The organism is Burkholderia sp. LS-044, assembly GCF_004803625.1.
Classification (GTDB): domain Bacteria; phylum Pseudomonadota; class Gammaproteobacteria; order Burkholderiales; family Burkholderiaceae; genus Burkholderia; species Burkholderia cepacia.
The window spans coordinates 28,250-50,613 of the sequence record NZ_SSWO01000020.1; the positions used below are offsets into that span (position 1 = coordinate 28,250).

The 22,364-nt window shown below is 68.5% G+C and carries 21 protein-coding genes and 1 pseudogene; 14 read left to right on the forward strand and 8 right to left on the reverse strand.

Features of this window, described 5'->3' with window-relative positions:
• The first annotated feature begins 173 nt into the window (after positions 1-173).
• Positions 174-1,736: an AMP-binding protein gene (locus E9536_RS34790; RefSeq protein WP_136472351.1), complete on the forward strand. Its 1,563-nt coding sequence runs from the start codon at positions 174-176 to the stop codon at positions 1,734-1,736.
• A gap of 48 nt (positions 1,737-1,784) precedes the next feature.
• Here E9536_RS34790 and xerD read toward each other — a convergent pair whose 3' ends face one another.
• The 3 genes from xerD to queG all read right to left on the reverse strand — a co-directional run bounded on the left by xerD (position 1,785) and on the right by queG (position 4,490).
• The gene (xerD, locus tag E9536_RS34795) at positions 1,785-2,735 is read right to left on the reverse strand and encodes a site-specific tyrosine recombinase XerD (RefSeq protein WP_059692602.1); all 951 of its coding nucleotides are present in this window, start codon (positions 2,733-2,735) and stop codon (positions 1,785-1,787) included.
• Positions 2,735-3,202, reverse strand: coding sequence for a methylated-DNA--[protein]-cysteine S-methyltransferase (locus E9536_RS34800; RefSeq protein WP_060086436.1), 468 nt, complete (start codon positions 3,200-3,202; stop codon positions 2,735-2,737). The genes xerD and E9536_RS34800 overlap by 1 nt, the downstream gene beginning before the upstream one ends.
• Positions 3,203-3,266: 64 nt before the next feature.
• Positions 3,267-4,490 carry a tRNA epoxyqueuosine(34) reductase QueG gene (queG, locus tag E9536_RS34805; RefSeq protein ID WP_136472354.1) on the reverse strand — a complete coding sequence of 408 codons (1,224 nt, stop codon included), beginning with the start codon at positions 4,488-4,490 and terminating at the stop codon, positions 3,267-3,269.
• A gap of 17 nt (positions 4,491-4,507) precedes the next feature.
• On the opposite strand from queG, the gene tsaE reads away from it, so the two are divergent.
• Positions 4,508-5,062 carry a tRNA (adenosine(37)-N6)-threonylcarbamoyltransferase complex ATPase subunit type 1 TsaE gene (gene tsaE, locus E9536_RS34810; protein WP_027789273.1) on the forward strand — a complete coding sequence of 185 codons (555 nt, stop codon included), beginning with the start codon at positions 4,508-4,510 and terminating at the stop codon, positions 5,060-5,062.
• Entirely contained in the window at positions 5,044-6,570 is a 1,527-nt protein-coding gene (locus E9536_RS34815) for an N-acetylmuramoyl-L-alanine amidase (RefSeq protein WP_136472356.1), read from the forward strand. Before tsaE ends, E9536_RS34815 begins: the two co-directional genes overlap by 19 nt.
• 64 nt (positions 6,571-6,634) lie before the next feature.
• Here E9536_RS34815 and E9536_RS34820 read toward each other — a convergent pair whose 3' ends face one another.
• Positions 6,635-7,513, reverse strand: a complete 879-nt coding sequence (locus E9536_RS34820) for an EamA family transporter (protein ID WP_027789271.1) — start codon at positions 7,511-7,513, stop codon at positions 6,635-6,637.
• 263 nt (positions 7,514-7,776) lie between these two features.
• On the opposite strand from E9536_RS34820, the gene E9536_RS34825 reads away from it, so the two are divergent.
• Together E9536_RS34825 and trxA are read left to right on the forward strand one after the other, a co-directional pair.
• Positions 7,777-8,658 (forward strand): pirin family protein, encoded by an 882-nt coding sequence (locus E9536_RS34825; RefSeq protein ID WP_136472358.1) that lies wholly within the window; start codon positions 7,777-7,779, stop codon positions 8,656-8,658.
• Between the two features lie 52 nt (positions 8,659-8,710).
• On the forward strand, positions 8,711-9,559 hold the full coding sequence (gene trxA / locus E9536_RS34830) for a thioredoxin (protein ID WP_060086440.1): 849 nt from the start codon (positions 8,711-8,713) through the stop codon (positions 9,557-9,559).
• A 127-nt stretch (positions 9,560-9,686) separates the two neighbouring features.
• Here the strand turns inward: trxA and E9536_RS34835 are convergent, their stop codons facing one another.
• Positions 9,687-10,544: a tRNA threonylcarbamoyladenosine dehydratase gene (locus E9536_RS34835; RefSeq protein ID WP_124536396.1), complete on the reverse strand. Its 858-nt coding sequence runs from the start codon at positions 10,542-10,544 to the stop codon at positions 9,687-9,689.
• Positions 10,545-10,672: 128 nt separating this feature from the next.
• Between E9536_RS34835 and pdxH the strand changes: the two genes are divergently transcribed.
• From pdxH to E9536_RS34850, 3 genes are all read left to right on the forward strand, one after another.
• Positions 10,673-11,317, forward strand: coding sequence for a pyridoxamine 5'-phosphate oxidase (pdxH, locus tag E9536_RS34840; RefSeq protein WP_027789268.1), 645 nt, complete (start codon positions 10,673-10,675; stop codon positions 11,315-11,317).
• Positions 11,318-11,438: 121 nt separating this feature from the next.
• Entirely contained in the window at positions 11,439-12,659 is a 1,221-nt protein-coding gene (locus E9536_RS34845) for a cyclopropane-fatty-acyl-phospholipid synthase family protein (protein WP_059692609.1), read from the forward strand.
• 23 nt (positions 12,660-12,682) lie between these two features.
• Positions 12,683-13,972, forward strand: a complete 1,290-nt coding sequence (locus E9536_RS34850) for a DUF72 domain-containing protein (protein WP_136472361.1) — start codon at positions 12,683-12,685, stop codon at positions 13,970-13,972.
• A 34-nt stretch (positions 13,973-14,006) separates the two neighbouring features.
• On the opposite strand, the gene msrA is transcribed toward E9536_RS34850, so the two are convergent.
• Positions 14,007-14,567, reverse strand: a complete 561-nt coding sequence (msrA, locus tag E9536_RS34855; protein ID WP_041492935.1) for a peptide-methionine (S)-S-oxide reductase MsrA — start codon at positions 14,565-14,567, stop codon at positions 14,007-14,009.
• Between the two features lie 583 nt (positions 14,568-15,150).
• Between msrA and E9536_RS34865 the strand changes: the two genes are divergently transcribed.
• The 3 genes from E9536_RS34865 (at position 15,151) to E9536_RS34875 (ending at position 18,034) form a co-directional block, all read left to right on the forward strand.
• A complete protein-coding gene (locus E9536_RS34865) occupies positions 15,151-16,557 on the forward strand; it encodes a selenium-binding protein SBP56-related protein (protein WP_060171847.1) in 1,407 nt (468 codons plus the stop codon).
• Positions 16,554-17,219 carry a hypothetical protein gene (locus tag E9536_RS34870; RefSeq protein WP_136472363.1) on the forward strand — a complete coding sequence of 222 codons (666 nt, stop codon included), beginning with the start codon at positions 16,554-16,556 and terminating at the stop codon, positions 17,217-17,219. The genes E9536_RS34865 and E9536_RS34870 overlap by 4 nt, the downstream gene beginning before the upstream one ends.
• Positions 17,220-17,524: 305 nt before the next feature.
• A complete protein-coding gene (locus E9536_RS34875) occupies positions 17,525-18,034 on the forward strand; it encodes a flavin reductase family protein (RefSeq protein ID WP_021162543.1) in 510 nt (169 codons plus the stop codon).
• Here E9536_RS34875 and E9536_RS34880 read toward each other — a convergent pair.
• Positions 18,021-18,521 carry an Lrp/AsnC family transcriptional regulator gene (locus E9536_RS34880; protein WP_006477992.1) on the reverse strand — a complete coding sequence of 167 codons (501 nt, stop codon included), beginning with the start codon at positions 18,519-18,521 and terminating at the stop codon, positions 18,021-18,023. The two genes, E9536_RS34875 and E9536_RS34880, sit on opposite strands and share 14 nt — an antisense overlap.
• A gap of 130 nt (positions 18,522-18,651) precedes the next feature.
• On the opposite strand from E9536_RS34880, the gene kynB reads away from it, so the two are divergent.
• The 3 genes from kynB to kynA all read left to right on the forward strand — a co-directional run bounded on the left by kynB (position 18,652) and on the right by kynA (position 21,596).
• Positions 18,652-19,293 (forward strand): arylformamidase, encoded by a 642-nt coding sequence (gene kynB, locus E9536_RS34885; RefSeq protein WP_136472366.1) that lies wholly within the window; start codon positions 18,652-18,654, stop codon positions 19,291-19,293.
• Positions 19,294-19,320: 27 nt separating this feature from the next.
• Positions 19,321-20,571, forward strand: a complete 1,251-nt coding sequence (gene kynU / locus E9536_RS34890; protein ID WP_091924611.1) for a kynureninase — start codon at positions 19,321-19,323, stop codon at positions 20,569-20,571.
• Between the two features lie 89 nt (positions 20,572-20,660).
• Positions 20,661-21,596, forward strand: a complete 936-nt coding sequence (kynA, locus tag E9536_RS34895; RefSeq protein ID WP_136472400.1) for a tryptophan 2,3-dioxygenase — start codon at positions 20,661-20,663, stop codon at positions 21,594-21,596.
• A gap of 18 nt (positions 21,597-21,614) precedes the next feature.
• Here the strand turns inward: kynA and E9536_RS34900 are convergent.
• A pseudogene (locus tag E9536_RS34900) lies at positions 21,615-22,240 on the reverse strand (MFS transporter); the annotation flags it as partial.
• Positions 22,241-22,364 lie beyond the last annotated feature (124 nt).

Sequence of the window (22,364 nt, forward strand, 5' to 3'; positions counted from 1 at the left end):
CGGCCCGTTTTCCGCCGGGCGGCCTGCTGCGTCGCCGCAGCGATTCCGTCCATCATCATTGCGGACATCGCGAAGCGCTATTGCCCGAATGGCCGATTGTGGCGCACGCGCCGTCATGGCACGATCGTTCGCCAACCTCGTCGGCCGCCGCCCGCCCCTTTTCTGGAGACGCCATGTCCTCGCCCCTCCGTTCTTCCGAGCCGCTCGACGTCGATGCACTGCTCGCCGCGCTGCCCCGCCGCATCGCCGACGTGCCCGCACGCCGGGCCGCCCAGGCACCCGGGCATCCGGCGCTGATCGAGGACGCACGCCGGCTGTCGTACGGCGACCTGTCGCAAGCCGTCGATGCGGCGGCCGCGCTGCTCGCCGGCCTCGGCGTGCAAGGCGGCGACCGCGTGATGATCGTCGCCGAAAACTGCGTCGCGCAGATCGTGCTGCTGTTCGCGGTCGCCCGCCTCGACGCGTGGGCGCTCGTGTCGAACGCGCGATTGTCGGCCGGCGAACTCGACGCGATCGCCGCGCACGCGCGCCCGAAGCTGATCGCGTTCACCACCGACGTATCGCCCGACGCACGCACGCATGCCGCGCGGCACGGCGCGACACCTGCCGGCGCACTGCCGGTCGACATCGGCGCGTGGTCGTATCGCGTCGACGCGAGCGCGCCGGGCGAACCGGTCGCCGCCGACGGCGCCGCGCAATGCGCGGCGCTGATCTACACGACCGGCACGACCGGCACGCCGAAAGGCGTGATGCTGTCGCATCGCAACCTGCTGTTCATCGCGGCGACATCGAGCGCGCTGCGCCGCGTGTCGCCCGACGACGTCGTCTACACGGTGCTGCCCGTGTCGCACGTGTACGGGCTCGCGTCGGTCTGCCTCGGCAGCCTGTACGCGGGCGCGACGCTGCGGCTTGCGCCGCGCTTCTCGCCGGAAGCCGTGCGCGTCGCGCTCGCCGACGAAGGTGTCACGATCTTCCAGGGCGTGCCCGCGATGCACGCGAAGCTGCTCGAACACCTGCACACGCACGGCCACGCATGGCACGCACCGCGCCTGCGCTTCGCGTATTCGGGCGGCTCACCGCTCGACACGAACCTGAAGGCACGCGTCGAGCGCCTGTATGGCGTGCCGCTGCACAACGGCTACGGAATGACCGAGAGCAGCCCGACGATCACGCAGACACCGCTCGACGCGCCACGCACCGACAGCTCGGTCGGCGTGCCGATTCCCGGTGTGGAGATGCGGATCGTCGCGCCGGACGGCACCGACGTGCCGCACGGTGAAGTCGGCGAGATTCGCGTACGCGGGCCGAACGTGATGCTCGGCTACTACCGCAACGCGGACGCCACCCGCGCGGCCGTGTCGCCGGACGGCTGGCTGAGCACCGGCGATCTCGCGCGGCAGGAGGCGGACGGCGCGGTGACGATCGCGGGCCGCAGCAAGGAGCTGATCATCCGCTCGGGCTTCAACGTCTATCCGGTCGAAGTCGAGCAGGTGCTGAACGCGCACCCTGACGTCGTGCAGGCGGCCGTCATCGGCCGTGCGGTCGAAGGCAACGAGGAAGTGCTCGCGTTCGTCGAACGGGTGCCCGGCGCGACCGCCGACGAAGCGGCGCTGCACGCATGGTGCGCGGAGCGGCTCGCGCCTTACAAGCGCCCCGCGCATATCCGCGTCCTCGACGCGTTGCCGGCCGCATCGACGGGCAAGGTGCTGAAGCACAAGCTGCGCGAGCTGGTCTGACGCAGGCAGGCCGGTACGCGCACCGGAGCCTGCGCAGCGAAACGTGCGCTAACCGCGCGGATGGTGTTGCGCGTGCAGCGTCTTCAACCGCTCGCGCGCGACGTGCGTATAGATCTGCGTGGTCGAGATGTCGCTGTGACCGAGCAGCAATTGCACGACGCGCAGGTCGGCGCCGTGGTTCAGCAAGTGCGTCGCGAACGCGTGCCGCAGCGTGTGCGGCGACAGGTGGGCGCGCACGTCCGCGTGCTGCGCGTGACGCTTGATGATGTTCCAGAACTGCTGGCGCGTCATCCCGTCGCCGCGTGCGGTCACGAACAGCGCGTCGGCCGCGCGCGCGCCGAGCAGCGCCGGCCGCGCATCGCGCAGATAGCGCTCGATCCAGCCGTGCGCGACTTCGCCGAACGGCACGAGCCGCTCCTTCGAGCCCTTGCCCATCACGCGCACGACGCCCTCGTTGAGCCCGACCTCGACGGTCTTCAGCGTCACGAGTTCGCTCACGCGCAATCCGCTCGCATACATCAGCTCGAGCATCGTGCGATCGCGTAGGCCGAGCGGCGTGTCGATGTCGGGCGCGCCGAGCAGCGCCTCGACCTGCGCCTCCGACAACGTCGACGGAAACCGGGCCGCCTGTTTCGCGGACGAGATCCGCAGCGTCGGGTCGGCGCTCGCGCGATGCTCGCGCACGGCCCAGCCGTAATAGCGCCGGAACACGGACAGCCGCCGGTTCGACGACGTCGCCTTGCCGTCGCTGCGCGCGGCGATGTAGCCCGTCACCATCGCTTCGTCGACCGAATCGAGCGACGTGTCGTGGGTCGCGGCGAGCCATTGGGAAAACAGCACCAGATCACGCCGGTAAGCATCGAGCGTGTTGCGTGCGAGCCCGTGCTCGAGCCACAGCGCATCGCAAAACACGTCGATCGATGCGCGGCTCGCGAGCAGCGCGGGGGACGCCGCGGCGGCATCGCCGTCGGCTTCGGGGGAAATCAGCGATTCACTCATCAGTACGGCACGCCCTCGTGCGCCAGCAGCCAGCGCTTCACTTTCTGGTAATACCCGTTGTCGTCGTGGTTCGCGAAACCGCCGAGGCCGCCCGCCGCGACGACGCGATGGCACGGGATCACGAGCGGGAAGTAGTTCGCGCCGCACGCCTGACCGACCGCGCGCGGCGCGCTGCCGATCCGCTTCGCGACCTGGCCGTAGGTCAGCACCGTGCCGGGCGGGATATCGCTGATCACGTCCCACACGCGGTGCTGGAACGCGCTGCCGACCTCGGCTAGCGGCAGGTCGAAGCGCGCCGACGCGCGCGCGAAGTAACGTTCGATCTGCTTGACCGCGCGCTTCGCGAGCGGCGAATCCGGATCGACCGGCTTCACCGATTCGGGCAGATAGACGATCTCGCGCACCACCGCGGCATCCGTGCGGATGCCGACCTTGCCGAACGGTGCGTCGATGACTGCATTGAACATGGCCCTCTCCTGACCGATGGAAGCGCGCGGCAGCGCCGCGCGCCGACGACACTTTACGCCGCCTTCACACGGCACGCAGCGCCCATTCGACATGCTCGCGCACGACCGGCGACGGATCGTCGGCCCGCGCGCGCAACGCATCGACGATCGCATCGCGCGCCTGCGGCGCGAGCCGGCCCTCACCCGCGCGCAGCGCGTTGCCGAGCCCGACCGCGAGATTGCGCAGCCAGCTTTCGTAGCCGATGCGCCGGATCGCACTGCCCTGCATCCGCGTATCGAACATGTCCGCATCCCACGCGAACAGCTCGACGAGCGTCGCGCGGTCGAGGCCGTGCCGCACGTCGAAATCGGCGACGGGCGCGGCCTGCGCGAACTTGTTCCACGGGCACACGAGCTGGCAATCGTCGCAGCCGTACACGCGATTGCCGATCATCGGCCGCAGCGGCTCGGGGATGCTGCCTTTCAGTTCGATCGTCAGGTACGAGATGCAGCGGCGCGCGTCGACGCGGTACGGCTCGACGATCGCGCCGGTCGGGCATGCGTCGATGCAGCGCGTGCAACTGCCGCAGTGGGCGCCGGGCGTCTCGGGCGCGGTGTCGGGCGACGTGTGCGCGTCGGTCGGCAGCGGAACGTCGACGTAGATCTCGCCGAGGAAGAACAGCGAACCCGCATCGCGCTGCAGCAGCAGCGTGTGCTTGCCGCGCCAGCCGACGCCGGCCTTCTGCGCAAGCTCGACCTCGAGCACGGGCGCCGAATCGGTGAACACGCGGTAGCCGAACGCGCCGATCGCCTGCTCGATGCGCTCGGCGAGCGTCTGCAGCCGGTTGCGCAGCACCTTGTGATAGTCGCGGCCGCGCGCATAGATCGACACGACGGCCGCCTGCGGATCGTCGAGCCGGGCCCGTTCGCGCGCGCGCCAGTCGTGCGGCACGAGTGCGCCGGGCGCACCGTCAGCGAGTGTTTGAGCCGGCAAATAGGCGAGCCGCGCGGAGATCACGCGTCGCGTACCGGCCACAAGTTCGGCCGGACGCGCGCGTTTCATCCCATGTTTCGCCATATAATCCATTTCGCCGTGGTATCCGGCTTCCAGCCAGGCGGCGAGGCCTGCTTCGGCATCCGAGAGATCGGTATCGCTGATGCCGATCGCCCCGAAACCCAATTCGCGCCCCCACGCCCTGATGCGCGCGGCGAGCGCAGTCAACGCCGCATCGTCGAGCGCGCACGGTGCCGCGCCTTCGGCACGAGTCGAAGGCCTGTCGGATGCGGCGAGTTCCGGTAATCGGTTCATCGCACTATTTTACGAGAATGCCAGCCACGCCCAGCCAACCGCCTCACGACGCCATGCTGCCCGCCCTGCTCGCGGAGCGCGTGATCGCACTCGCCGACGAAGCGGCGACCGAGGCCTTCGGCACCCGCTTCGCGCACGCGCTCGACGCGGCGCGCATCGAGCTCGCCCGCGCGCATGCGTTCGACGGGCTGCAGATCCAGCTGGTCGGCGACCTCGGCGCGGGCAAGACGTCCCTCGTGCGCGCCATCCTGCGCGGCCTCGGCCACACGGGGCGCGTGCGCAGCCCGACCTATACGCTCGTCGAGCCGTACGCGCTCGAACGCGAGGATGGGGAACTCGAGGTCTATCACTTCGATCTGTATCGTTTCAACGATCCGGCCGAATGGTCCGACGCAGGCTTTCGCGAATATTTCAATTCCAGCGCGATCTGCCTCGTCGAATGGCCACAACAGGCGGGCACGCTGCTCGGCGTACCCGATCTGGTTTTCTCGCTCGACGTGGATGGCGACGGCCGCGTCCTCACCGTCCGGGCGTACAGCGCTTCAGGAAAGGCATGTCTCGAAAGATGTTGATCAAACCGTTCCGCTCGATCGAATCGGCGGCCACCGCGACGCACAACTGGCGGCGTCGCCAGATCCTGCGCGCGGGCGCGTCGACGCTGGTGCTCGGTCTCGTCGCGCCGCGGCTCGCGCACGCGTCGTCGGTGCTCGGCGTGCGCGTGTGGCCCGCACGCGATTACACGCGCGTCACGATCGAATCCGACCAGCCGCTGCAGAATACCCAACAGTTGCTACAGGGTCCCGACCGCCTCGTCGTCGACTTGAGCGGCCTCGATCTCGACCAGGCGCTGCGCGATCTCGTGTCGAAGATCGCGCCGAACGATCCGCAGATCCAGTCGGTGCGCGTGGGCCAGTATCAGCCGCACGTCGTGCGGATGGTGTTCGACCTGAAAGGTTCGGTGAAGCCGCAGGTGTTCACGCTGCCGCCGGTCGGCGCCTACAAGTACCGGCTCGTGTTCGACCTGTATCCGGCCGTCGCCCCCGATCCGCTGTCCGACCTGATCGCGCAGACGGAACGCAAGGAACAGGCGCTCAACGACACCGCGCGCGCGCAGCAGATGCAGCCGCCGTCCACGCTGGCCGGCCCGGGCACCCCGCCGCCCGCCGCGGGCGACAACAGCGATGCGTTCTTCCAGCGCTTCGCGCAGAACACGCCGGCCTCGCCGCACACGCCGCCCGCCGCCGGCACGCCTTCGACGCCCGCGAAGCCGGCCGTCAAGCCGCCGCCGGTCATCGCGCGCCGCGACGACAGCGAGGACGACGGCGACACCTACAAGTTCACCGCACCGAAATCCGGCAAGGGCGGCACCGTGCGCCTGCTGACGGTGGCGATCGATCCGGGCCACGGCGGCGAGGATCCGGGCGCGATCGGCGGCGGCGGCACGTACGAGAAGCACATCGCGCTCGACATCGCGAAGAAGCTGCGCGCGAAGATCGACGGCGCGCCGAACATGCGCGCGATGATGACGCGCGACGCCGACTTCTTCGTGCCGCTGAACGTGCGTGTGCAGAAGGCGCGCCGCGTGGGCGCGGATCTCTTCGTGTCGATCCATGCGGACGCGTTCACGACGCCGTCCGCGCGCGGCTCGTCGGTGTTCGCGCTGTCCGATCACGGCGCGACGAGTGCCGCGGCGCGCTGGATGGCGAACAAGGAAAATTCATCCGACCTGATCGGCGGCATCAACATCAAGACGGCGGATGCGGCCGTGAACCGCGCGCTGTTCGACATGTCGACGACCGCGCAGATCCGCGACTCGCTGCGCTACGGCAACTATGTGCTGAAGGAAGTCGGCGGCATCAACAAGCTGCACAAGGGCTCGGTCGAACAGGCCGGGTTCGCGGTGCTGAAGGCTCCCGACATTCCGTCGATCCTCGTCGAGACCGCGTTCATCAGCAACCCGGAAGAGGAGAGCCGGCTGAACGACGACAGCTATCGCGACCAGATGGCCGACGCGATCTTCCGCGGCATCAAGCGTTATTTCGCCGCGAATCCTCCGCTCGCGAAGAACCGGATGGCCTGACGGCCGTATCCAGCCATACTCGGCCACCCCGCCCCGCCGCCGGCACGCAGTGCGTGCCGGCGCGTCACGATGCCGCGAAGCGGCGCATCAGTTTCCCGCCGAACACGTTCACCGCGAGCCCGCCCATCACGAGCGCCGTGCCGATCAGCTGCGCGCGCGTCAGATGCTCGTCGAGCAGCAGCGCCGACGAAGCCAGGCCGACGATCGGCACCAACAGCGAGAATTGCGCGACCTGCGCGGCCGGATAGCGCGACAGCAGGCGGCTCCAGAGCCCGTAGCCGAGCAGCGTCGCGACGAACGCGAGATAGACGACCGCGAAGATCGACGCCCCGTTCAGCCCGGCGAGCGCGGTCGCGATCCGCTGCGGCCCTTCGAACCACAGCGACAGCAGGAAAAACGGCACGGGCGGCACGAGGCTCGCCCACACGACGAGCGACACGAGGTTCGCCCGGCCGACCTTCTTCGTGACGATGTTGCCGAACGCCCACATCGCGGCTGAACAGATCGTCAGCAGGAAGCCCGCGAGCGTCATTGCGCGGCCGCCCTGCGCCGCGATCACGACGAGCCCGCCCGCGGCGATCGCGAGCCCGAGCAGGTTCTGCATGCGCAGCCGCTCGCCGAGGAACAGCATCGCGAACACGAGCGTGAAGAATGCCTGCGACTGCAGCACGAGCGACGCGAGGCCGGCCGGCATGCCGACGTACATGCCGGTGAACAGGAACACGAACTGGCCGAGCTGGATCGTCGCGCCGTACAGCACCAGCAGGCGCCACGGAATCTGCGGCCGGCGCACGAAGAACACCGCGGGCACGGCCGCGAGCGTGAAGCGCAGCGCGCCGAGCAGCATCGGCGGCATGCCGTGCAGGCCGACCTTGATCACGACGAAGTTCACGCCCCACGCCAGGATCACGACCAGCGCAAGCAGCAAGTCCTTCGGGGCCATCATCGGCGTCTCCTCGATTGTCGAATCGTTGTGCAAGGTGCTCTCGAACCCTGTCGCTTCGCGCCAGGCGCCCGAGGAGGCGATCCCCCAAAGGGACTGCCTGCGGGGCAGAAAATACCGGGGCGGCCCGGCATTTTCCCGGGAAGCCGGTCAGTCTACCGGGTTTCGGCACCCGGCCCGATACCCGCGCGGCGCGAATGGAATCGGCGGCGGACGGCCAGTACAATGACCGGCATCTCCCCCGCCGCCCCACAGGATCCGCCATGACCGCCCCGATCAAAGCCCTGCTGAAGCCGCACGTGCGCGACATCGGCAACCTGCAGGTGCGCCGCACGCTGCCCGCACTCGCCGCACGCCTCGTCGGCCCGTTCATCTTCTTCGATCACATGGGACCCGCCACGCTGCCGCCCGGCACGGGGCTCGACGTGCGCCCGCACCCGCACATCGGTCTCGCCACCGTCACCTACCTGTTCGACGGCGCGATCCTGCACCGCGACAGCCTCGGATCGTTGCAGGAAATCGTGCCGGGCGACGTGAACTGGATGACGGCCGGCCGCGGGATCGTCCACTCCGAACGCACGCCCGACGCGCAGCGCGAAAACGGCCACACCGTGCACGGGATCCAGACCTGGGTTGCGCTGCCGCGCGCGCACGAGACGACCGAGCCGTCGTTCGAACACCATCCGGCCGACACGCTGCCGAAGCGCAACGAGGACGGCGTGTCGCTGACCGTGATCGCCGGCGATGCGTTCGGGCTGCGCTCGCCGGTCACGACGTTCTCGCGCACGCTGTATGTCGCGGCCGAATTCGCGGCCGGCGGCCGCCTCGAACTCGACGCGTCGCACGAGGAGCGCGCGGTCTACGTGGTCGACGGCGAGCTCGCGATCGACGGCACGCCGGTACCCGCCGAGCAGATGGCCGTGCTCGCGCCCGGTGCCGCAGTCACGCTGACGAGCGGCAGCGGCGCGCGCGCGATGCTGCTCGGCGGCGACAAGATCGACGGCGAACGCTTCATCGAATGGAACTTCGTCGCCAGCAGCCGCGAAGCGATCGAACGCGCGAAAGATGCATGGACGCGCCAGGAAATGGGCAAGGTGCCGGGCGAGACCGAGTGGATTCCGCTGCCCGAGTCGAAACCGCGTTGAAAAAGGGGCGCTCCGCCCCCATCCTGACGACATTCGAACGAAAGAGAACGACATGGACACCACGCTTGCCACATTCGAGAAAGACGTCATCGAGGCGTCGCTGGACGCCCCCGTGCTGGTCGACTTCTGGGCGCCGTGGTGCGGCCCGTGCAAGACGCTCGGCCCGCTGCTGGAAAAACTCGAAGGCGATTACGAAGGCCGCTGGAAGCTCGTGAAGGTCAACGTCGACGAGAACCAGGAACTCGCCGCGCACTTCCAGACCCGCAGCATCCCGCACGTGATCGCGTTCGCCGACGGGCGCCCGGTCGACCAGTTCGTCGGCGTGCTGCCAGAAGGCCAGCTGCGCGCCTTTCTCGACCGGCTGCTGCCGGCCCCCGAGGAAGCCGAACGGCGCGCCGCGCAATACGCGATCGCCGAAGAGCGCCACGACGACGCGCTCACGCACCTCGAGGCGGCGCTCGCGCTGAATCCCGGCTTCGACGACGCACGCCTCGACCTGATCGAACTGCTGCTCGCGAGCAACCAGGTCGACGCCGCGCGCGCCGAGACGGAACGCCTGTCGCCGCAGACCGTGCAAGGCGGCGACCCGCGCTACCAGGCGATCAAGACTCGTTTCGACGCCCTCGAAGCCACGGCCGACCTGCCGCCGACCGACGCACTCGAAGCGCGCATCGCGGCCAACCCGGCCGATCTCGACGCGCGCTTCGATCTCGCGCAGAGCCTGATCGCGCGACGTGCGTATGAAGGGGCGCTGGAGCAGTTGCTGGAAATCGTCACGCGCGACCGCGCGTACGGCGACGATCTCGGCCGCCGCACGATGATCTCGGTATTCGAGCTGGCCGGCGACCGCCCGGACCTCGTCGCCGGATGGCGGCGCAAGCTGAGCATGGCGCTCAACTGAGGGACGACTGGCCGGGCCGCAACGGCCCGGCTGCGTAACAGCCCGACTGCGTAACAGCCCCGCATCGCATGCGGCGCGGCGCGCATCACGCGCTGCGGCATCGCGCCCACGCCCGCGTGTCGCGCGCTCAGCCGGCGGCCTGCGCCGCGATCGCGCGCAGCGCATGCGCGGCGGCCGCAAAGCCGAAGCTCGCGGTCACGCACACGCTCGAACCGAATCCCGCACAGTTGAGCCCCGCGACGTGCGCGGCCGCGGACGGCTCCGCACCGTCCTCGAGATCGCAGGCGGCCGCTTCCGGATAGATCAGCGGCTCGTCCGAATACACGGCGCTGACCTTGAAACGCGCCTTCGGCCCGCGCGGAAAGCCGTGCTGCTTGCGCAACTGCGCGCGCACCTTCGACAGCAGCGGATCCTGGATCGTCAGCGCGAGATCGTCGATCCGGATGCGCGTCGGGTCGAGCTGGCCGCCCGCGCCGCCGACCACGACGAGCGGCTGACGCTTCGCGACGCACCACGCGATCAGCGCGACCTTCGTGCGCACGCTGTCGATCGCGTCGACCACGTAGTCGAAACCGCCGCCGAGCAGCGCGTCGAAGTTGTCGGGCTCGACGAAATCCTCGATCCGGTTCACGCGGCACGCGGGATCGATCAGCGCGATCCGCTCGGCCATCGCGTCCACCTTCGGCTTGCCGTAATTGCCGTCGAGCGCGTGGATCTGCCGGTTCGTATTGCTTTCCGCGACGTTGTCGAGATCGATCAGCGTGAGCGTGCCGACCGCGTTGCGTGCGAGCGCCTCGGCCACCCACGACCCGACGCCGCCGATCCCGATCACCGCGACGTGCGCGCGCTCGAACGCGGCGGCGGCCGGCGCGCCGTACAGCCGCGCGACGCCGCCGAAGCGCCGCGCGCGATCCACGTCAAGCTGGATTTCCGGGGTCGGGGTAAGATCAGAAGAACTGGGCGGGGCGGTGTCGGCGGCGGGCATGGCAGCAAGGAAAACGTAAGTCGTGCAGCCCTCTATTTTGCCTGAACTCCCCGCTCGCACGCGCCACTGTGCACGCACGTTTCTTGCGCGTTGGCTACAATGGTTCCAGATTGAAGCGTTTGCATAACATGACGACTCTCGCCGATCTCCGCATCAATTATTCGCGTGCTTCGCTCGACGAAGCCGATGTCGCCCACGACCCCTTCGCCCAGTTCGACCGCTGGTTCAAGGAGGCGCTTGCCGCCAAGCTGCCCGAGCCGAACACGATGACGCTCGCGACCGTCGGCGCCGACGGCCGGCCCTCGGCACGCATCGTGCTCATCAAGGGCGTCGACGAACGCGGGTTCGTCTTCTTCACCAATTACGAAAGCCGCAAGGGGCACGACCTCGCCGCGCATCCGCAGGCAGCGCTGCTGTTCTACTGGATCGAGCTCGAGCGCCAGGTGCGCATCGAAGGCCGGATCGAGAAAACCAGCGCCGAGGAAAGCGACCGCTATTTCGCGTCGCGCCCGCTCGGCTCGCGCATCGGCGCATGGGCGTCCGAGCAGAGCGCGGTGATCGACAGCCGCGCGACGCTCGAAGCGCAGGAAAAGGCCGTCAGCGAACGCTACGGCGACAACCCGCCGCGCCCGCCCCACTGGGGCGGCTACCGCCTCGTGCCCGACTCGATCGAGTTCTGGCAGGGCCGCCCGTCGCGGCTGCACGACCGTCTGCTCTATACGCGCGACGCCAACGCTTCGTCGGGCTGGTCGATCTCGCGCCTGTCGCCGTAAGCGCGGCGCCGGCGCACGCCGGTCGTGTCTCGTGTTGCATCCGGGCGCCCGCCGCGCAAGCGGCGGGCGCCGGTCAAGATACTTGGCTGTATTCGATTCAACGAACAAACGGAGAATCCAAATGTTCTGGGAAAAGAAGCTGGCACAGTGGGCGGACGAAGTACGGGCGAAAGCGAACATACCGGCGCGCCTCGTGCTGTGGAACGGCGACCAACTCGATTTCGGCACCTTCAGCGCGCCGCAGGTCACGCTGAAGGTGAACAGCGCGTCGGCGCTGCCGCTCTTGCTCGAACCGAGCCTCGACAATCTCGGCGAGGCCTACGTGAAGGGCAAGATCGACATCGAAGGCAAGCTGTCGGACATCATCAACATCGGCTACTCGCTCGCGCGCAGCACGGTGACGAGCGCGAGCAAGCTCGCGCGCGTGAAGCGCTACTTCAATCACACGAAGAGCACCGACAAGAAGGCGATCCAGTATCACTACGACGTCTCGAACGAGTTCTACAAGCTGTGGCTCGACGAGAACATGGTGTACTCGTGCGCCTACTTCGAGAACGGCGACGAGGATCTCGCCACCGCGCAGATCAAGAAGATCGACCACATCCTGACGAAGATCCGGCTCGAGCCCGGCCAGCGCCTGCTCGACATCGGCTGCGGCTGGGGTGCGCTCGTGCTGCGCGCCGCGCAGAAGTTCGGCGCGCAGTGCCTCGGCGTCACGCTGTCGCAGAACCAGTTCGACCTCGCGACCGCGCGCGTGAAGGCGGCCGGGCTGGAGGACAGGATCGAGATCCGGCTGCAGGACTACCGCGAGATCGACGGCCAGTTCGACCGCATCACGAGTGTCGGGATGTTCGAGCACGTCGGGCGCAAGAACCTGCCGCTCTATTTCACGCGGATTCATGACCTGCTCGTCGACGACGGCATCGCGATGAACCACGGGATCACGTCGACCGACGCGGAAAGCGGCGAGACGGCGCTCGGCGGCGGCGAGTTCATCGACCGCTACGTGTTCCCGGACGGCGAGCTGCCGCACATCAGCCTCGCGCTGGAAGCCGCGCAGCGCGGCGGCCTGGAAGCGATTGACGTCGAAAGCCTGCGACGGCACTATGCGCGCACGCTCGACATCTGGACGGAAAACTTCGAGGCGAAGGCAGAAGCGGCGCGACAACTCGTCGACGACGAAAAATTCCGCATCTGGCGCGTGTATCTCGCCGGCTGCGCGTATGCATTCGAGCACGACGACGTGTCGATCTTCCAGATCGTGTGCCGCAAGGCCGGACGCAGCGCGAAAACGCTGCCGTGGTCGCGGCGCTATATGTACGAACACGCGCTGCCGCGCTAGGCGGCGCTTCACGCTGGGCATGCATGGGTGACGGCAGGACGCGGCGCAAGGGGCCGCCGGAACGACAGCAGCACGACGACGCGCACGCGCCGCACGCCGACGGGCAATTCGACCTGTTCGGCGTGCCGGCCGACGCTGCACGCGCGTCGCCCGAGGACGACGGCCCGCCTGCCCGCACCGACGAACACGTGAAACCGGACGCGCGCGACGACGCGCAGCCGGCACCGCGCTCCCGCTCCCGTTCTTCCGACGAAATACCGCCTGCCGCTTCCGGGCTGCTGTGGGACGAACCGTCCCCGCCAGCCGCGCCGCTGAAGAAAGGCCGGCGCCGACGCGGCGTGCTGCCCGCGCCGATCGCCCCCGAGGTCGCCGACGCAGCGGCCGGCCTGCCGCCGAACGTTCGGCTCGGCACGTCGTCGTGGTACTTCCCCGGCTGGGACGGCATCGTCTACGACGGCGATTTCGCGCAGACCAAGCTGTCGCGCGAAGGGCTCGAAGCGTACGGCGCACATCCGCTGCTGAAGAGCGTGAGCCTCGATCGGTCGTTCTACGGCCCGCTGTCGGTCGCCGATTACCTGCGCTACGCGCAGCAGGTGCCCGACGATTTCCGCTTCGTCGTGAAGGCGCCGGCCTCCGTGACCGACGCGGTCATCCGCGGCCGGCGCGGCGAGCCGTCGGGGCCGAACCCGACCTTCCTCGACGCGCAGCTCGCCACCCGCGAGTTCGTGCTGCCGTGCCTCGAAGGGCTCGGCCGGAAAGCCGGCGTGCTCGTGTTCCAGTTCTCGCCGCTGCCCGACCAGCTGCTCGCGCTGCCGGCCGCGCTGATCGACCGGCTCGCCGCGTTCTTCGCGGCGCTGCCGCCGCTGCCGCCGGACGCCGACGGCACCCGCTATGCGATCGAGATTCGCGACGCGAGCCTGCTCACGCCGCGTTTCATCCGCGCGCTCGCCGCGCTCGGTGTGCGCTACTGCGTCGGCCTGCACGCACGGATGCCCGACGCGCTGCGCCAGGCGGCCGCGCTCGCCCTGCTCGACGGCGACGCGCCGGGCCCGCTGATCGTGCGCTGGAGCCTGCACAGCGGCTTCAAGTACGAACAGGCGAAAGCGAAATACGAGCCGTTCGACAAGCTCGTCGACGAGGATCCGGCCACGCGCTCGGCGCTCGCCGAACTGGCCGCGCGCTATGCGCTGGCGGGGCAGCCGGTGATCATCACGATCAACAACAAGGCGGAAGGCTCCGCGCCGCTGTCGTGCATCGCGCTCGCGCGCGAGATCGCCGCCGCGTGCGCGCAGTGGCGCAACGAGGCGGCCTGACGCCCATTTGCGCCGGCTCCCGCCGTTCCGGCGCTTACGCGCCGCGCAGCGACTTCAGCCGGTGCGAGAACTTCTGCCGGAATTTCGCGAGCTTCGGCCCGATCACGACCGAGCAGTAGCCCTGCCCCGGGTTACGCGCGTAATAGTTCTGGTGATAATCCTCGGCCGGCCAGTAGTTGCCGTCGAGCGGCACGACCTGCGTGACGATCGGCTGCCCGAACACCTGCTCGCGCTCCAGCTCGCGGATCACGTCGAGCGCCGTGTCGCGTTGCGCGTCCGAATGCGTGAACACGACCGAACGGTACTGCGTGCCGACGTCGTTGCCCTGCCGGTTCAACTGGGTCGGATCGTGCGTCGCGAAGAAGATCTCGAGGATCTCGCGATAGCCGATGCGCGCCGGATCGAACGTCACGTTGACGACTTCCGCGTGGCCCGTGTCGCCTTCGCAGATGTCGCGATAGCCGGGATTGCGCGTATGGCCGCCCGCGTAGCCCGACTGGACGGCCGTCACGCCGTCGACGTCGAGAAACACCGCCTCCGTGCACCAGAAACACCCGCCTCCCAATGTCGCGGTTTCAAGCATCTCGTTCACCATGAAATCAGTCCTGCGTTGATGTCGGCAGCCGGCACGCATGCGCCGGCGCCACCGTTCCGTCTCGCCGCTGCCCACCCGGGGGCGGGTCGCAACGGCACTGCGGCAAGTATCTCACTCGCGCGCGAACCTGACAGGTTGCACAGGTACCGCGCACGACCGGCCGCCCGCTTTCTCGTCTACACTTAGGCACGCGCGAGCGCGGCGGCAAACCCGCTGCCTCGCGCAAAGCGCCCGATGCGTGCCCGACCCTGATGCAAACATCATCTGCCGGAACATCGATATGCATGCCTTAACAGACATCACCCGCATCACTCGCCCGGCCGTCGCCGCATCGCGGGCTGCCGCTTCGACCGTGCCACCCCCTTGCCGTACGTCCGTCTCGCCCCGCGTGCGGCGATCCGGAACACCGCCTTTCTCCGCTTTCACGATCTGATGCACGGCGCGCCGCACGTGTCGCCGACGCGTGCATCCGCCTGCCGATCGCGCCTGCCGGCGCCATGCGCGCCGCGCGGCAACCCCGACCCGCACGCCCGCAACGAACGGCCGTGCGTCAACGATCCGAACCCATCGAGAGGGCATCACCATGAGCATGCGACCTGACCCGACGTTTCACGCTTCGCCCGAGCTTGCGATGCAGGCGCCGGCGGAAGAGTTTGCCTATACGTTGTTGCTGAGCCCCGATTTTTCCAGACCCGACGCGCTCGCCGTGATCGACGTGAAGCCCGGCTCGACGACCTACGGAAAAATCGTGCATACGGTGACGATGCCGAACACCGGCGACGAGTTTCACCACTTCGGCTGGAATGCCTGTTCGTCGTCGCTGTCGCCGCTGACCGGCCATGCGTTCCTCGAACGCCGCTTCCTGATCATCCCCGGCCTGCGCTCGTCGCGCATCTACGTGATCGACACGAAGCCGCATCCGACGCAGGCACGCATCCACAAGATCGTCGAGCCCGACGAGATCTTCTCGAAAACCGGCTATTCGCGGCCGCACACCGTTCACTGCGGCCCCGAAGGCATCTACGTGAGCACGCTGGGCGGTGCCGGCAAGGATGGCACCGACGGCGCGCCCGGCATCTTCATCATGGATTGCGAAACCTTCGACGTGCTCGGCCGCTGGGAGATCGACCGCGGCCCGCAGGACAAGCACTACGACTTCTGGTGGAACCTGCCGCGCGACTACATGGTGTCGAGCGAATGGGCGCTGCCGCCGCAATTCGAGAACGGCATCGTGCCCGAGGACCTGCTCGCGAACAAATACGGGCACCGGCTGCATTTCTGGGACCTGCGCGCGCGGCGCAACGTGCAGACGATCGATCTCGGCGCGCAGCACCAGATGGCGCTCGAAGTGCGGCCCGCGCACGACCCGGTGCGCGAATACGGGTTCGTCGGCGTCGTGGTCGACACGACGAATCTCGAAGGCTCGATCTGGACCTGGTGGCGCGAAGGCGGCAAGTTCCATGTGAAGAAGACCGCGACCATCCCGGCCGAACCGGCCGCGGCCGACGAACTGCCGCCGCTGCTGAAATCGTTCGGCGCGGTGCCGCCGCTCGTGACCGACATCGACCTGTCGCTCGACGACCGCTTCCTCTACGTGTCGTGCTGGGGCACCGGCGAGATGCGCCAGTACGACGTATCGGACCCGCACAACCCGGTGCTCGCGGGATCGGTCCGCATCGGCGGCATCGCGCGCCGTGCGCCGCACTCGAACGGCCGCGCATTCGCGGGCGGCCCGCAGATGGTCGAGATCAGCCGCGACGGCCGGCGCGTGTACTGGACCAATTCGCTCTATTCGACGTGGGACGACCAGTTTTATCCGGATGGCGTGCCGGCCGCGCAGGTGCTCGCGCATGCGGGGCCGGAAGGCGGGCTGACGCTCGCCGACGATTACTGGGTCGAGTTCCCCGAAGGCTATCGCGCGCACCAGATCCGGCTCGAAGGCGGCGACTGCTCGACCGACTCGTTCTGCTATCCGTCGGTCAAGCGTTGAACGCCGGCCTTCACGCCCAGTTCGCGCTGTGGGCGGCCGTGCTCGCGAGCGGGGTGTATCACGGGCTCAACCCCGCGATGGGCTGGCCGCTCGCGGTGTCGAACGCGCTGATGACGCGCCGCGGCGGCGCGCTCGTCGCGGCGCTCGGCTATCTCGCGCTCGGCCATGCGCTCGCGGTCTTCGCGGTGATGCTGCCGTTCGGGCTGCTCGCCGCGCTGCTTTCCTGGCAATCGGCGATCCGGATCGGCGCGAGCGCGCTCGTGATCGGCTTCGGCGCCGTGCTGCTAATCCGGCGCCGGCATCCGCGTGCGCTCGCGCGGATCCCGCCGGCGCGGCTCGGCCTGTGGTCGTTCGCGGTCGCGATCGCGCATGGCGCGGGGCTGATGCTGGTGCCGATCTACCTCGGGCTCTGCGGGCTCGACCGGGACGCCGGCCACCGGGCGGCGGCCACGCTCGTCGATGCGCATCTCGGAATGGCGCTCGTCGTCGCTGCCGTGCATGCAATCGCGATGATCGGCGCCGGCGGCGGGCTCGCGTGGCTCGTGTACCGCTATCTCGGGCTGAAGTTCGTGTCGCGGAGCTGGTTCAATCTCGATGCGGTGTGGGCGTCGAGCCTGATCGTGACGGGCGCGCTGTCGCTCGGACTGGCGGCGGCGCGATAGATGGCGCGGGGATCGGCGGCTGGGAGATGCAACTGCGCAGGACCGCGCGGCGGCCCCGTTCGAAAAACGCGACAGAACGGCGTTGCCGGCCGCGCGCGATTGCCCGTCCTGCCGCGCGCCGCAGTGTTCGCTACGTCACCCTGCCCCCTCGATGCGCCGCCTGGCCGGGCCCGGCGGCCCCGATTCCGCTAAAATCGGGCCATGCGCACCCCTTCCCCATCGACCGCCTTGTCGCCTTTCGTCCGCCGTGCCCGCCCCGCTCGCGTCGCGCCGCGCCCGCCCGTTTCGTTCCGGATGGCTGCCCGATGAGCCAGGCCAATCCCCCGGATTTCGACTCGGCCGCTTTCCGGCAAGCGCTCGGCCAGTTCGCAACGGGCGTGACGGTGATCACGACGCGCGCGCCGTCCGGGCAGCTGATCGGCATCACCGCCAGCTCGTTCAACTCGGTATCGCTCGATCCGCCGCTCGTGCTGTGGAGCCTCGCGCACAAATCGGCGTCGACGCCCGTGTTCCGCGGCAACAGCCACTATGTGGTGAACGTACTTGCGGCCTCGCAGCTCGACCTGTGCAAGCGCTTCTCGACCTACAAGGGCGACCGCTTCGAAGGAATCGCGCATGCGGCCGGCAACTCCGGGATGCCCGTGCTCGACGGCGCGCTCGCATGGTTCGAATGCCATAACCGCAGCCGCTATGACGAAGGCGACCACGTGATCTTCGTCGGCGAGGTCGAACGCTGCGGCGTGCGCGCCGCATCGGACACGACGCCGCCGCTCGTGTTCCACGGCGGCGGCTTCCACGGCCTTACACCGCTTTGATCGCTCCCGTGCGCGCCAGCCCGACCGGCGCGCCGGCTTCGTCCTTCAGCGTCTGCAGCACGATGTTCGAACGGATGTCCATGACGCCCGGCGCCTTGTAGAGCCGGTTCAGCACGAAATCCGAGTAGTGCTTGAGGTTGTGCGCGAGCACGCGCAGCAGATAGTGGCTCTCGCCCGTCACGACGAACGCGCCGACCACCTCCGGCCATTCGCGCAGCGCTTCCGCGAAGCGCTCGTGCCATTGATTTTCTTCGTTGCGCATCGATACCTGCACGAACGCCTCGAGCTCGAAGCCGAGCTTCTCGCGGCTCAGGCACGCGCGATAGTGCTCGATCACACCCTGCTCCTCGAGCAGACGCATGCGGCGCAGGCAAGCGGATGGCGAAAGCGAAATGCGTTCCGCCAGGTCGAGATTGCTGATTCTGCCCTCTTCCTGCAGTACCGCCAGAATCCGGCAGTCGGTGGCATCGAGCGTGATCGCGTGCATTTTTGGTCCCCGTTTTCCCTCTGAGTCGAATTATCTGCCAATCCGGCGGTTTGTCCATGTTTATTTCGCAAGCACTTTCTGCGAGCGTCCACCTATCATTCGAAGCATCGACTCACCGAATCGTCATGCCATGGACACCCTCTGGGACATCTCGCCGCCTGTCAGCCCCGCCACCCCCGTGTGGCCAGGCGATACGCCGGTTTCCGTCGAACGCGTGTGGCGGATGGAGGCCGGCTCGCCGGTCAACGTCGCACGCCTGACGCTGTCGCCGCACACGGGCGCGCACTGCGACGCGCCGCTGCATTACGACGCCGACGGCGCGCCGATCGGCGCCGTGCCGCTCGACACCTATCTCGGCCCGTGCCGCGTGATCCATTGCATCGGCGCATCGCCGGTCGTGCGGCCGGCCGATGTCGCGGCCGCGCTCGACGGCGTGCCGCCGCGCGTGCTGCTGCGCACGTATGCACGTGCCAGCATCGAACGGTGGGACAGCGACTTCTGCGCGGTCGCGCCCGAGACCGTCGACCTGCTCGCCGCGCACGGCGTGAAGCTGATCGGCATCGATACGCCGTCGCTCGACCCGCAGGAATCGAAGACGATGGATGCGCATCACCGCGTGCGCGCGCACCGGATGGCGATCCTCGAAGGCATCGTGCTCGACGACGTGCCGCCCGGCGACTACGAACTGATCGCACTGCCGCTGAAATTCGCGACGCTCGACGCGAGCCCCGTGCGCGCGGTGCTGCGCGCGCTGCCCGCGCGTGCCTCCTGATTACCCCGACTGACGACTCAAATCATGATCAAGACCCGTGAAGACGCGCTCGCGCTCGACCGCGACGATCCGCTCGCCCCGCTGCGCGACCAGTTCTCCCTGCCCGACGGCGTAATCTATCTCGACGGCAACTCGCTCGGCGCGCAGCCGCGCGCATCGGCCGCCCGCGCGCAGCAGGTGATCGGCGCCGAATGGGGCGAAGGCCTGATCCGCAGCTGGAACACGGCCGGCTGGTTCGCGTTGCCGCGCCGTCTCGGCGACAAGCTCGCGACGCTGATCGGCGGCGCGCCGGGCGAAACGGTCGTCACCGACACCATCTCGATCAACCTGTTCAAGCTGCTGTCGGCGATGCTGCGCCACCAGGCCGAGCGCGCGCCCGAGCGCCGCGTGATCGTGTCGGAGCGCTCGAACTTCCCGACCGACCTGTATATCGCGCAGGGGCTGATCGAGCAGCTCGGCGGCAACTATGAACTGCGCCTGATCGACGATCCGGCCGACCTGCCGGCCGCGCTCGGCGCGGACACGGCCGTCGCGATGATCACGCACGTGAATTACCGCACCGGCTACATGCACGACATGCCGGCCGTCACGCAGCTCGTGCACGACGCGGGCGCGCTGATGCTGTGGGACCTCGCGCACTCGGCCGGCGCGGTCCCGGTCGACCTGAACGGCGCGCGCGCCGACGGCGCGGTCGGCTGCACGTACAAGTACCTGAACGGCGGCCCGGGTTCGCCCGCATTCGTGTGGGTGCCGCAGCGTCATCACGCACACTTCTCGCAGCCGCTGTCCGGCTGGTGGGGCCACCGCGCACCGTTCGCGATGCAGCCGGGCTTCGCGCCCGATCCGGGCATCGCGCGCTTCCTGTGCGGCACGCAGCCGATCGTGTCGATGTCGATGGTCGAATGCGGGCTCGACGTGTTCCTGCAAACCGACATGCAGGCGATCCGCCGCAAATCGCTCGCGCTGACCGATGCCTTCATCGCGCTCGTCGAAGCACGCTGCGCGGGCCTGTCGCTGAAGCTCGTCACGCCGCGCGCGCATCACCAGCGCGGCTCGCAGGCGAGCTTCGAGCATCCGCACGGCTACGAGGTGATGCAGGCGCTGATCGCGCGCGGCGTGATCGGTGACTACCGCGAGCCGTACGTGCTGCGCTTCGGCTTCACGCCGCTCTATGTGCGCTTCGTCGACGTGTGGGATGCCGTCGAGACGCTGCGCGACATCCTCGCCACCGACGCCTGGAAGGCGCCCGAGTTCGCCGAACGCGGCGCGGTGACCTGACCGGCCTTGCCCGGCGCGCACCGCGGTCACGCGGATTGCGCGCCGCGCCCCGTCATTCAAATCTGGAGATAGTCGTGAATTCTGGTCATATGCAGCCGCCCGGCGGCGACGCGCCGGCGGGCTGCCCGTTCTCGGGCGCACGCGCAGCACATTCCGCACAAGCGGCACACGAAGCGCCGCACGTGCCGGGCGATGCCGCGGGCGAAGCCGGCTGGCACAACGCACAGCTCGATTTCTCGAAGTCGATGAGCTACGGCGACTACCTGTCGCTGAATTCGATCCTCGACGCGCAGCATCCGCTGTCGCCGGATCACAACGAGATGCTGTTCATCATCCAGCATCAGACGAGCGAGCTGTGGATGAAGCTCGCGCTGTTCGAGCTGCGCGGCGCGCTCGACGCGGTGCGCACCGACGCGCTGCCGCCCGCGTTCAAGATGCTCGCGCGCGTGTCGCGGATCCTCGAGCAACTGGTGCAGGCGTGGAACGTGCTGTCGACGATGACGCCGTCCGAGTATTCGGCGATGCGGCCGTATCTCGGGCAATCGTCGGGCTTCCAGTCGTATCAGTATCGCCAGCTCGAATTCCTGCTCGGCAACAAGAACGTGCAGATGCTGCAGCCGCATGCGCACCGGCCCGACATCCTCGAACAGGTGCGCGCGACGCTCGAAGCGCCGTCGTTCTACGACGAGGTCGTCCGCCTGCTCGCGCGGCGCGGTTTCCCGATCGCGCAAGCGCGGCTCGAGCGCGACTGGACGCAGCCGACGCAGCACGACGAAACGGTCGAAGCCGCGTGGCTCGAGGTGTACCGCCACCCGCAGCAGCACTGGGAGCTCTACGAGATGGCCGAGGAACTGGTCGATCTCGAGGATGCATTCCGCCAGTGGCGCTTCCGTCACGTGACGACCGTCGAACGCATCATCGGCTTCAAGCAGGGCACGGGCGGCACCAGCGGTGCGCCGTACCTGCGCAAGATGCTTGACGTCGTGCTGTTCCCCGAGCTCTGGCACGTGCGCACCACGCTGTAACGCACCACTCGCCCGCCGTCACGACGACGTGCGGGCCAGTTCCTCCCCTTCACGCGGCTGCGCTGCCGTACGTGACAGTCGCGGGATATGCCGCCGCACGGCGAGCAGCGCGACGCAGACGATGCGCATCGCGATCGCCAGCATCGTCAGATAGGCCGTGGCGCCGCCCGTGGTGATCACGATCGCGCCCGCGAACGCACTGAGGATCGCGCCGAGCCGGCCGAACGCGAGCGCGCTTCCGGTACCCGTCGCGCGCACGGCGGTCAGGTAGATGTACGCACAGAGCGCATACATCGTCGACTGCACCGCGTTGACGAACAGCCCGTGCAGCCCGAGCCCGACGATCAGCCAGCCCGTGCGGCGGCTTGCATCGCCCCCATCAGCCACACCGCACTCGCCGCGCCGCCGATGCTGCACAGCACGAGCGGCCAGCGCGACCCGGCATGCGCGATCGTCCACGCGCACAGCAGCGCGCCGATCACGCCGCCGAGGTTGTACGCGGTGAGCCCCGTCCCCGCGACCGACACGCTCAGCCCGCTCGCGGCCAGCATCGTCGGCAGCCAGCTGAACGCCGCATACACAGCGAGCAGGCACATGAAGAACGCGCACCACAGCGCGATCGTGTCGCGCGCCTTTCCACCCGCTCATTCCGCCCGCCGCCGCAGCGCACCATCGAAATGCCGTTTCCCCGCCTTGACTTTCGTTCGCCCGAATACGATCATTCGTTCACACAAAGAGCAAATGATCGTATTCGTACTCGGCAGGAAA

Excerpts from the sequence above, each read along its gene's own strand:
- E9536_RS34790 (WP_136472351.1), top strand. The coding sequence starts at position 174 with ATGTCCTCGCCCCTCCGTTCTTCCGAGCCGCTCGACGTCGATGCACTG.
- xerD (WP_059692602.1), bottom strand. The coding sequence starts at position 2,735 with ATGAGTGAATCGCTGATTTCCCCCGAAGCCGACGGCGATGCCGCCGCG.
- E9536_RS34800 (WP_060086436.1), bottom strand. The coding sequence starts at position 3,202 with ATGTTCAATGCAGTCATCGACGCACCGTTCGGCAAGGTCGGCATCCGC.
- queG (WP_136472354.1), bottom strand. The coding sequence starts at position 4,490 with ATGAACCGATTACCGGAACTCGCCGCATCCGACAGGCCTTCGACTCGT.
- tsaE (WP_027789273.1), top strand. The coding sequence starts at position 4,508 with ATGCCAGCCACGCCCAGCCAACCGCCTCACGACGCCATGCTGCCCGCC.
- E9536_RS34815 (WP_136472356.1), top strand. The coding sequence starts at position 5,044 with ATGTCTCGAAAGATGTTGATCAAACCGTTCCGCTCGATCGAATCGGCG.
- E9536_RS34820 (WP_027789271.1), bottom strand. The coding sequence starts at position 7,513 with ATGGCCCCGAAGGACTTGCTGCTTGCGCTGGTCGTGATCCTGGCGTGG.
- E9536_RS34825 (WP_136472358.1), top strand. The coding sequence starts at position 7,777 with ATGACCGCCCCGATCAAAGCCCTGCTGAAGCCGCACGTGCGCGACATC.
- trxA (WP_060086440.1), top strand. The coding sequence starts at position 8,711 with ATGGACACCACGCTTGCCACATTCGAGAAAGACGTCATCGAGGCGTCG.
- E9536_RS34835 (WP_124536396.1), bottom strand. The coding sequence starts at position 10,544 with ATGCCCGCCGCCGACACCGCCCCGCCCAGTTCTTCTGATCTTACCCCG.
- pdxH (WP_027789268.1), top strand. The coding sequence starts at position 10,673 with ATGACGACTCTCGCCGATCTCCGCATCAATTATTCGCGTGCTTCGCTC.
- E9536_RS34845 (WP_059692609.1), top strand. The coding sequence starts at position 11,439 with ATGTTCTGGGAAAAGAAGCTGGCACAGTGGGCGGACGAAGTACGGGCG.
- E9536_RS34850 (WP_136472361.1), top strand. The coding sequence starts at position 12,683 with ATGGGTGACGGCAGGACGCGGCGCAAGGGGCCGCCGGAACGACAGCAG.
- msrA (WP_041492935.1), bottom strand. The coding sequence starts at position 14,567 with ATGGTGAACGAGATGCTTGAAACCGCGACATTGGGAGGCGGGTGTTTC.
- E9536_RS34865 (WP_060171847.1), top strand. The coding sequence starts at position 15,151 with ATGAGCATGCGACCTGACCCGACGTTTCACGCTTCGCCCGAGCTTGCG.
- E9536_RS34875 (WP_021162543.1), top strand. The coding sequence starts at position 17,525 with ATGAGCCAGGCCAATCCCCCGGATTTCGACTCGGCCGCTTTCCGGCAA.
- E9536_RS34880 (WP_006477992.1), bottom strand. The coding sequence starts at position 18,521 with ATGCACGCGATCACGCTCGATGCCACCGACTGCCGGATTCTGGCGGTA.
- kynB (WP_136472366.1), top strand. The coding sequence starts at position 18,652 with ATGGACACCCTCTGGGACATCTCGCCGCCTGTCAGCCCCGCCACCCCC.
- kynA (WP_136472400.1), top strand. The coding sequence starts at position 20,661 with ATGCAGCCGCCCGGCGGCGACGCGCCGGCGGGCTGCCCGTTCTCGGGC.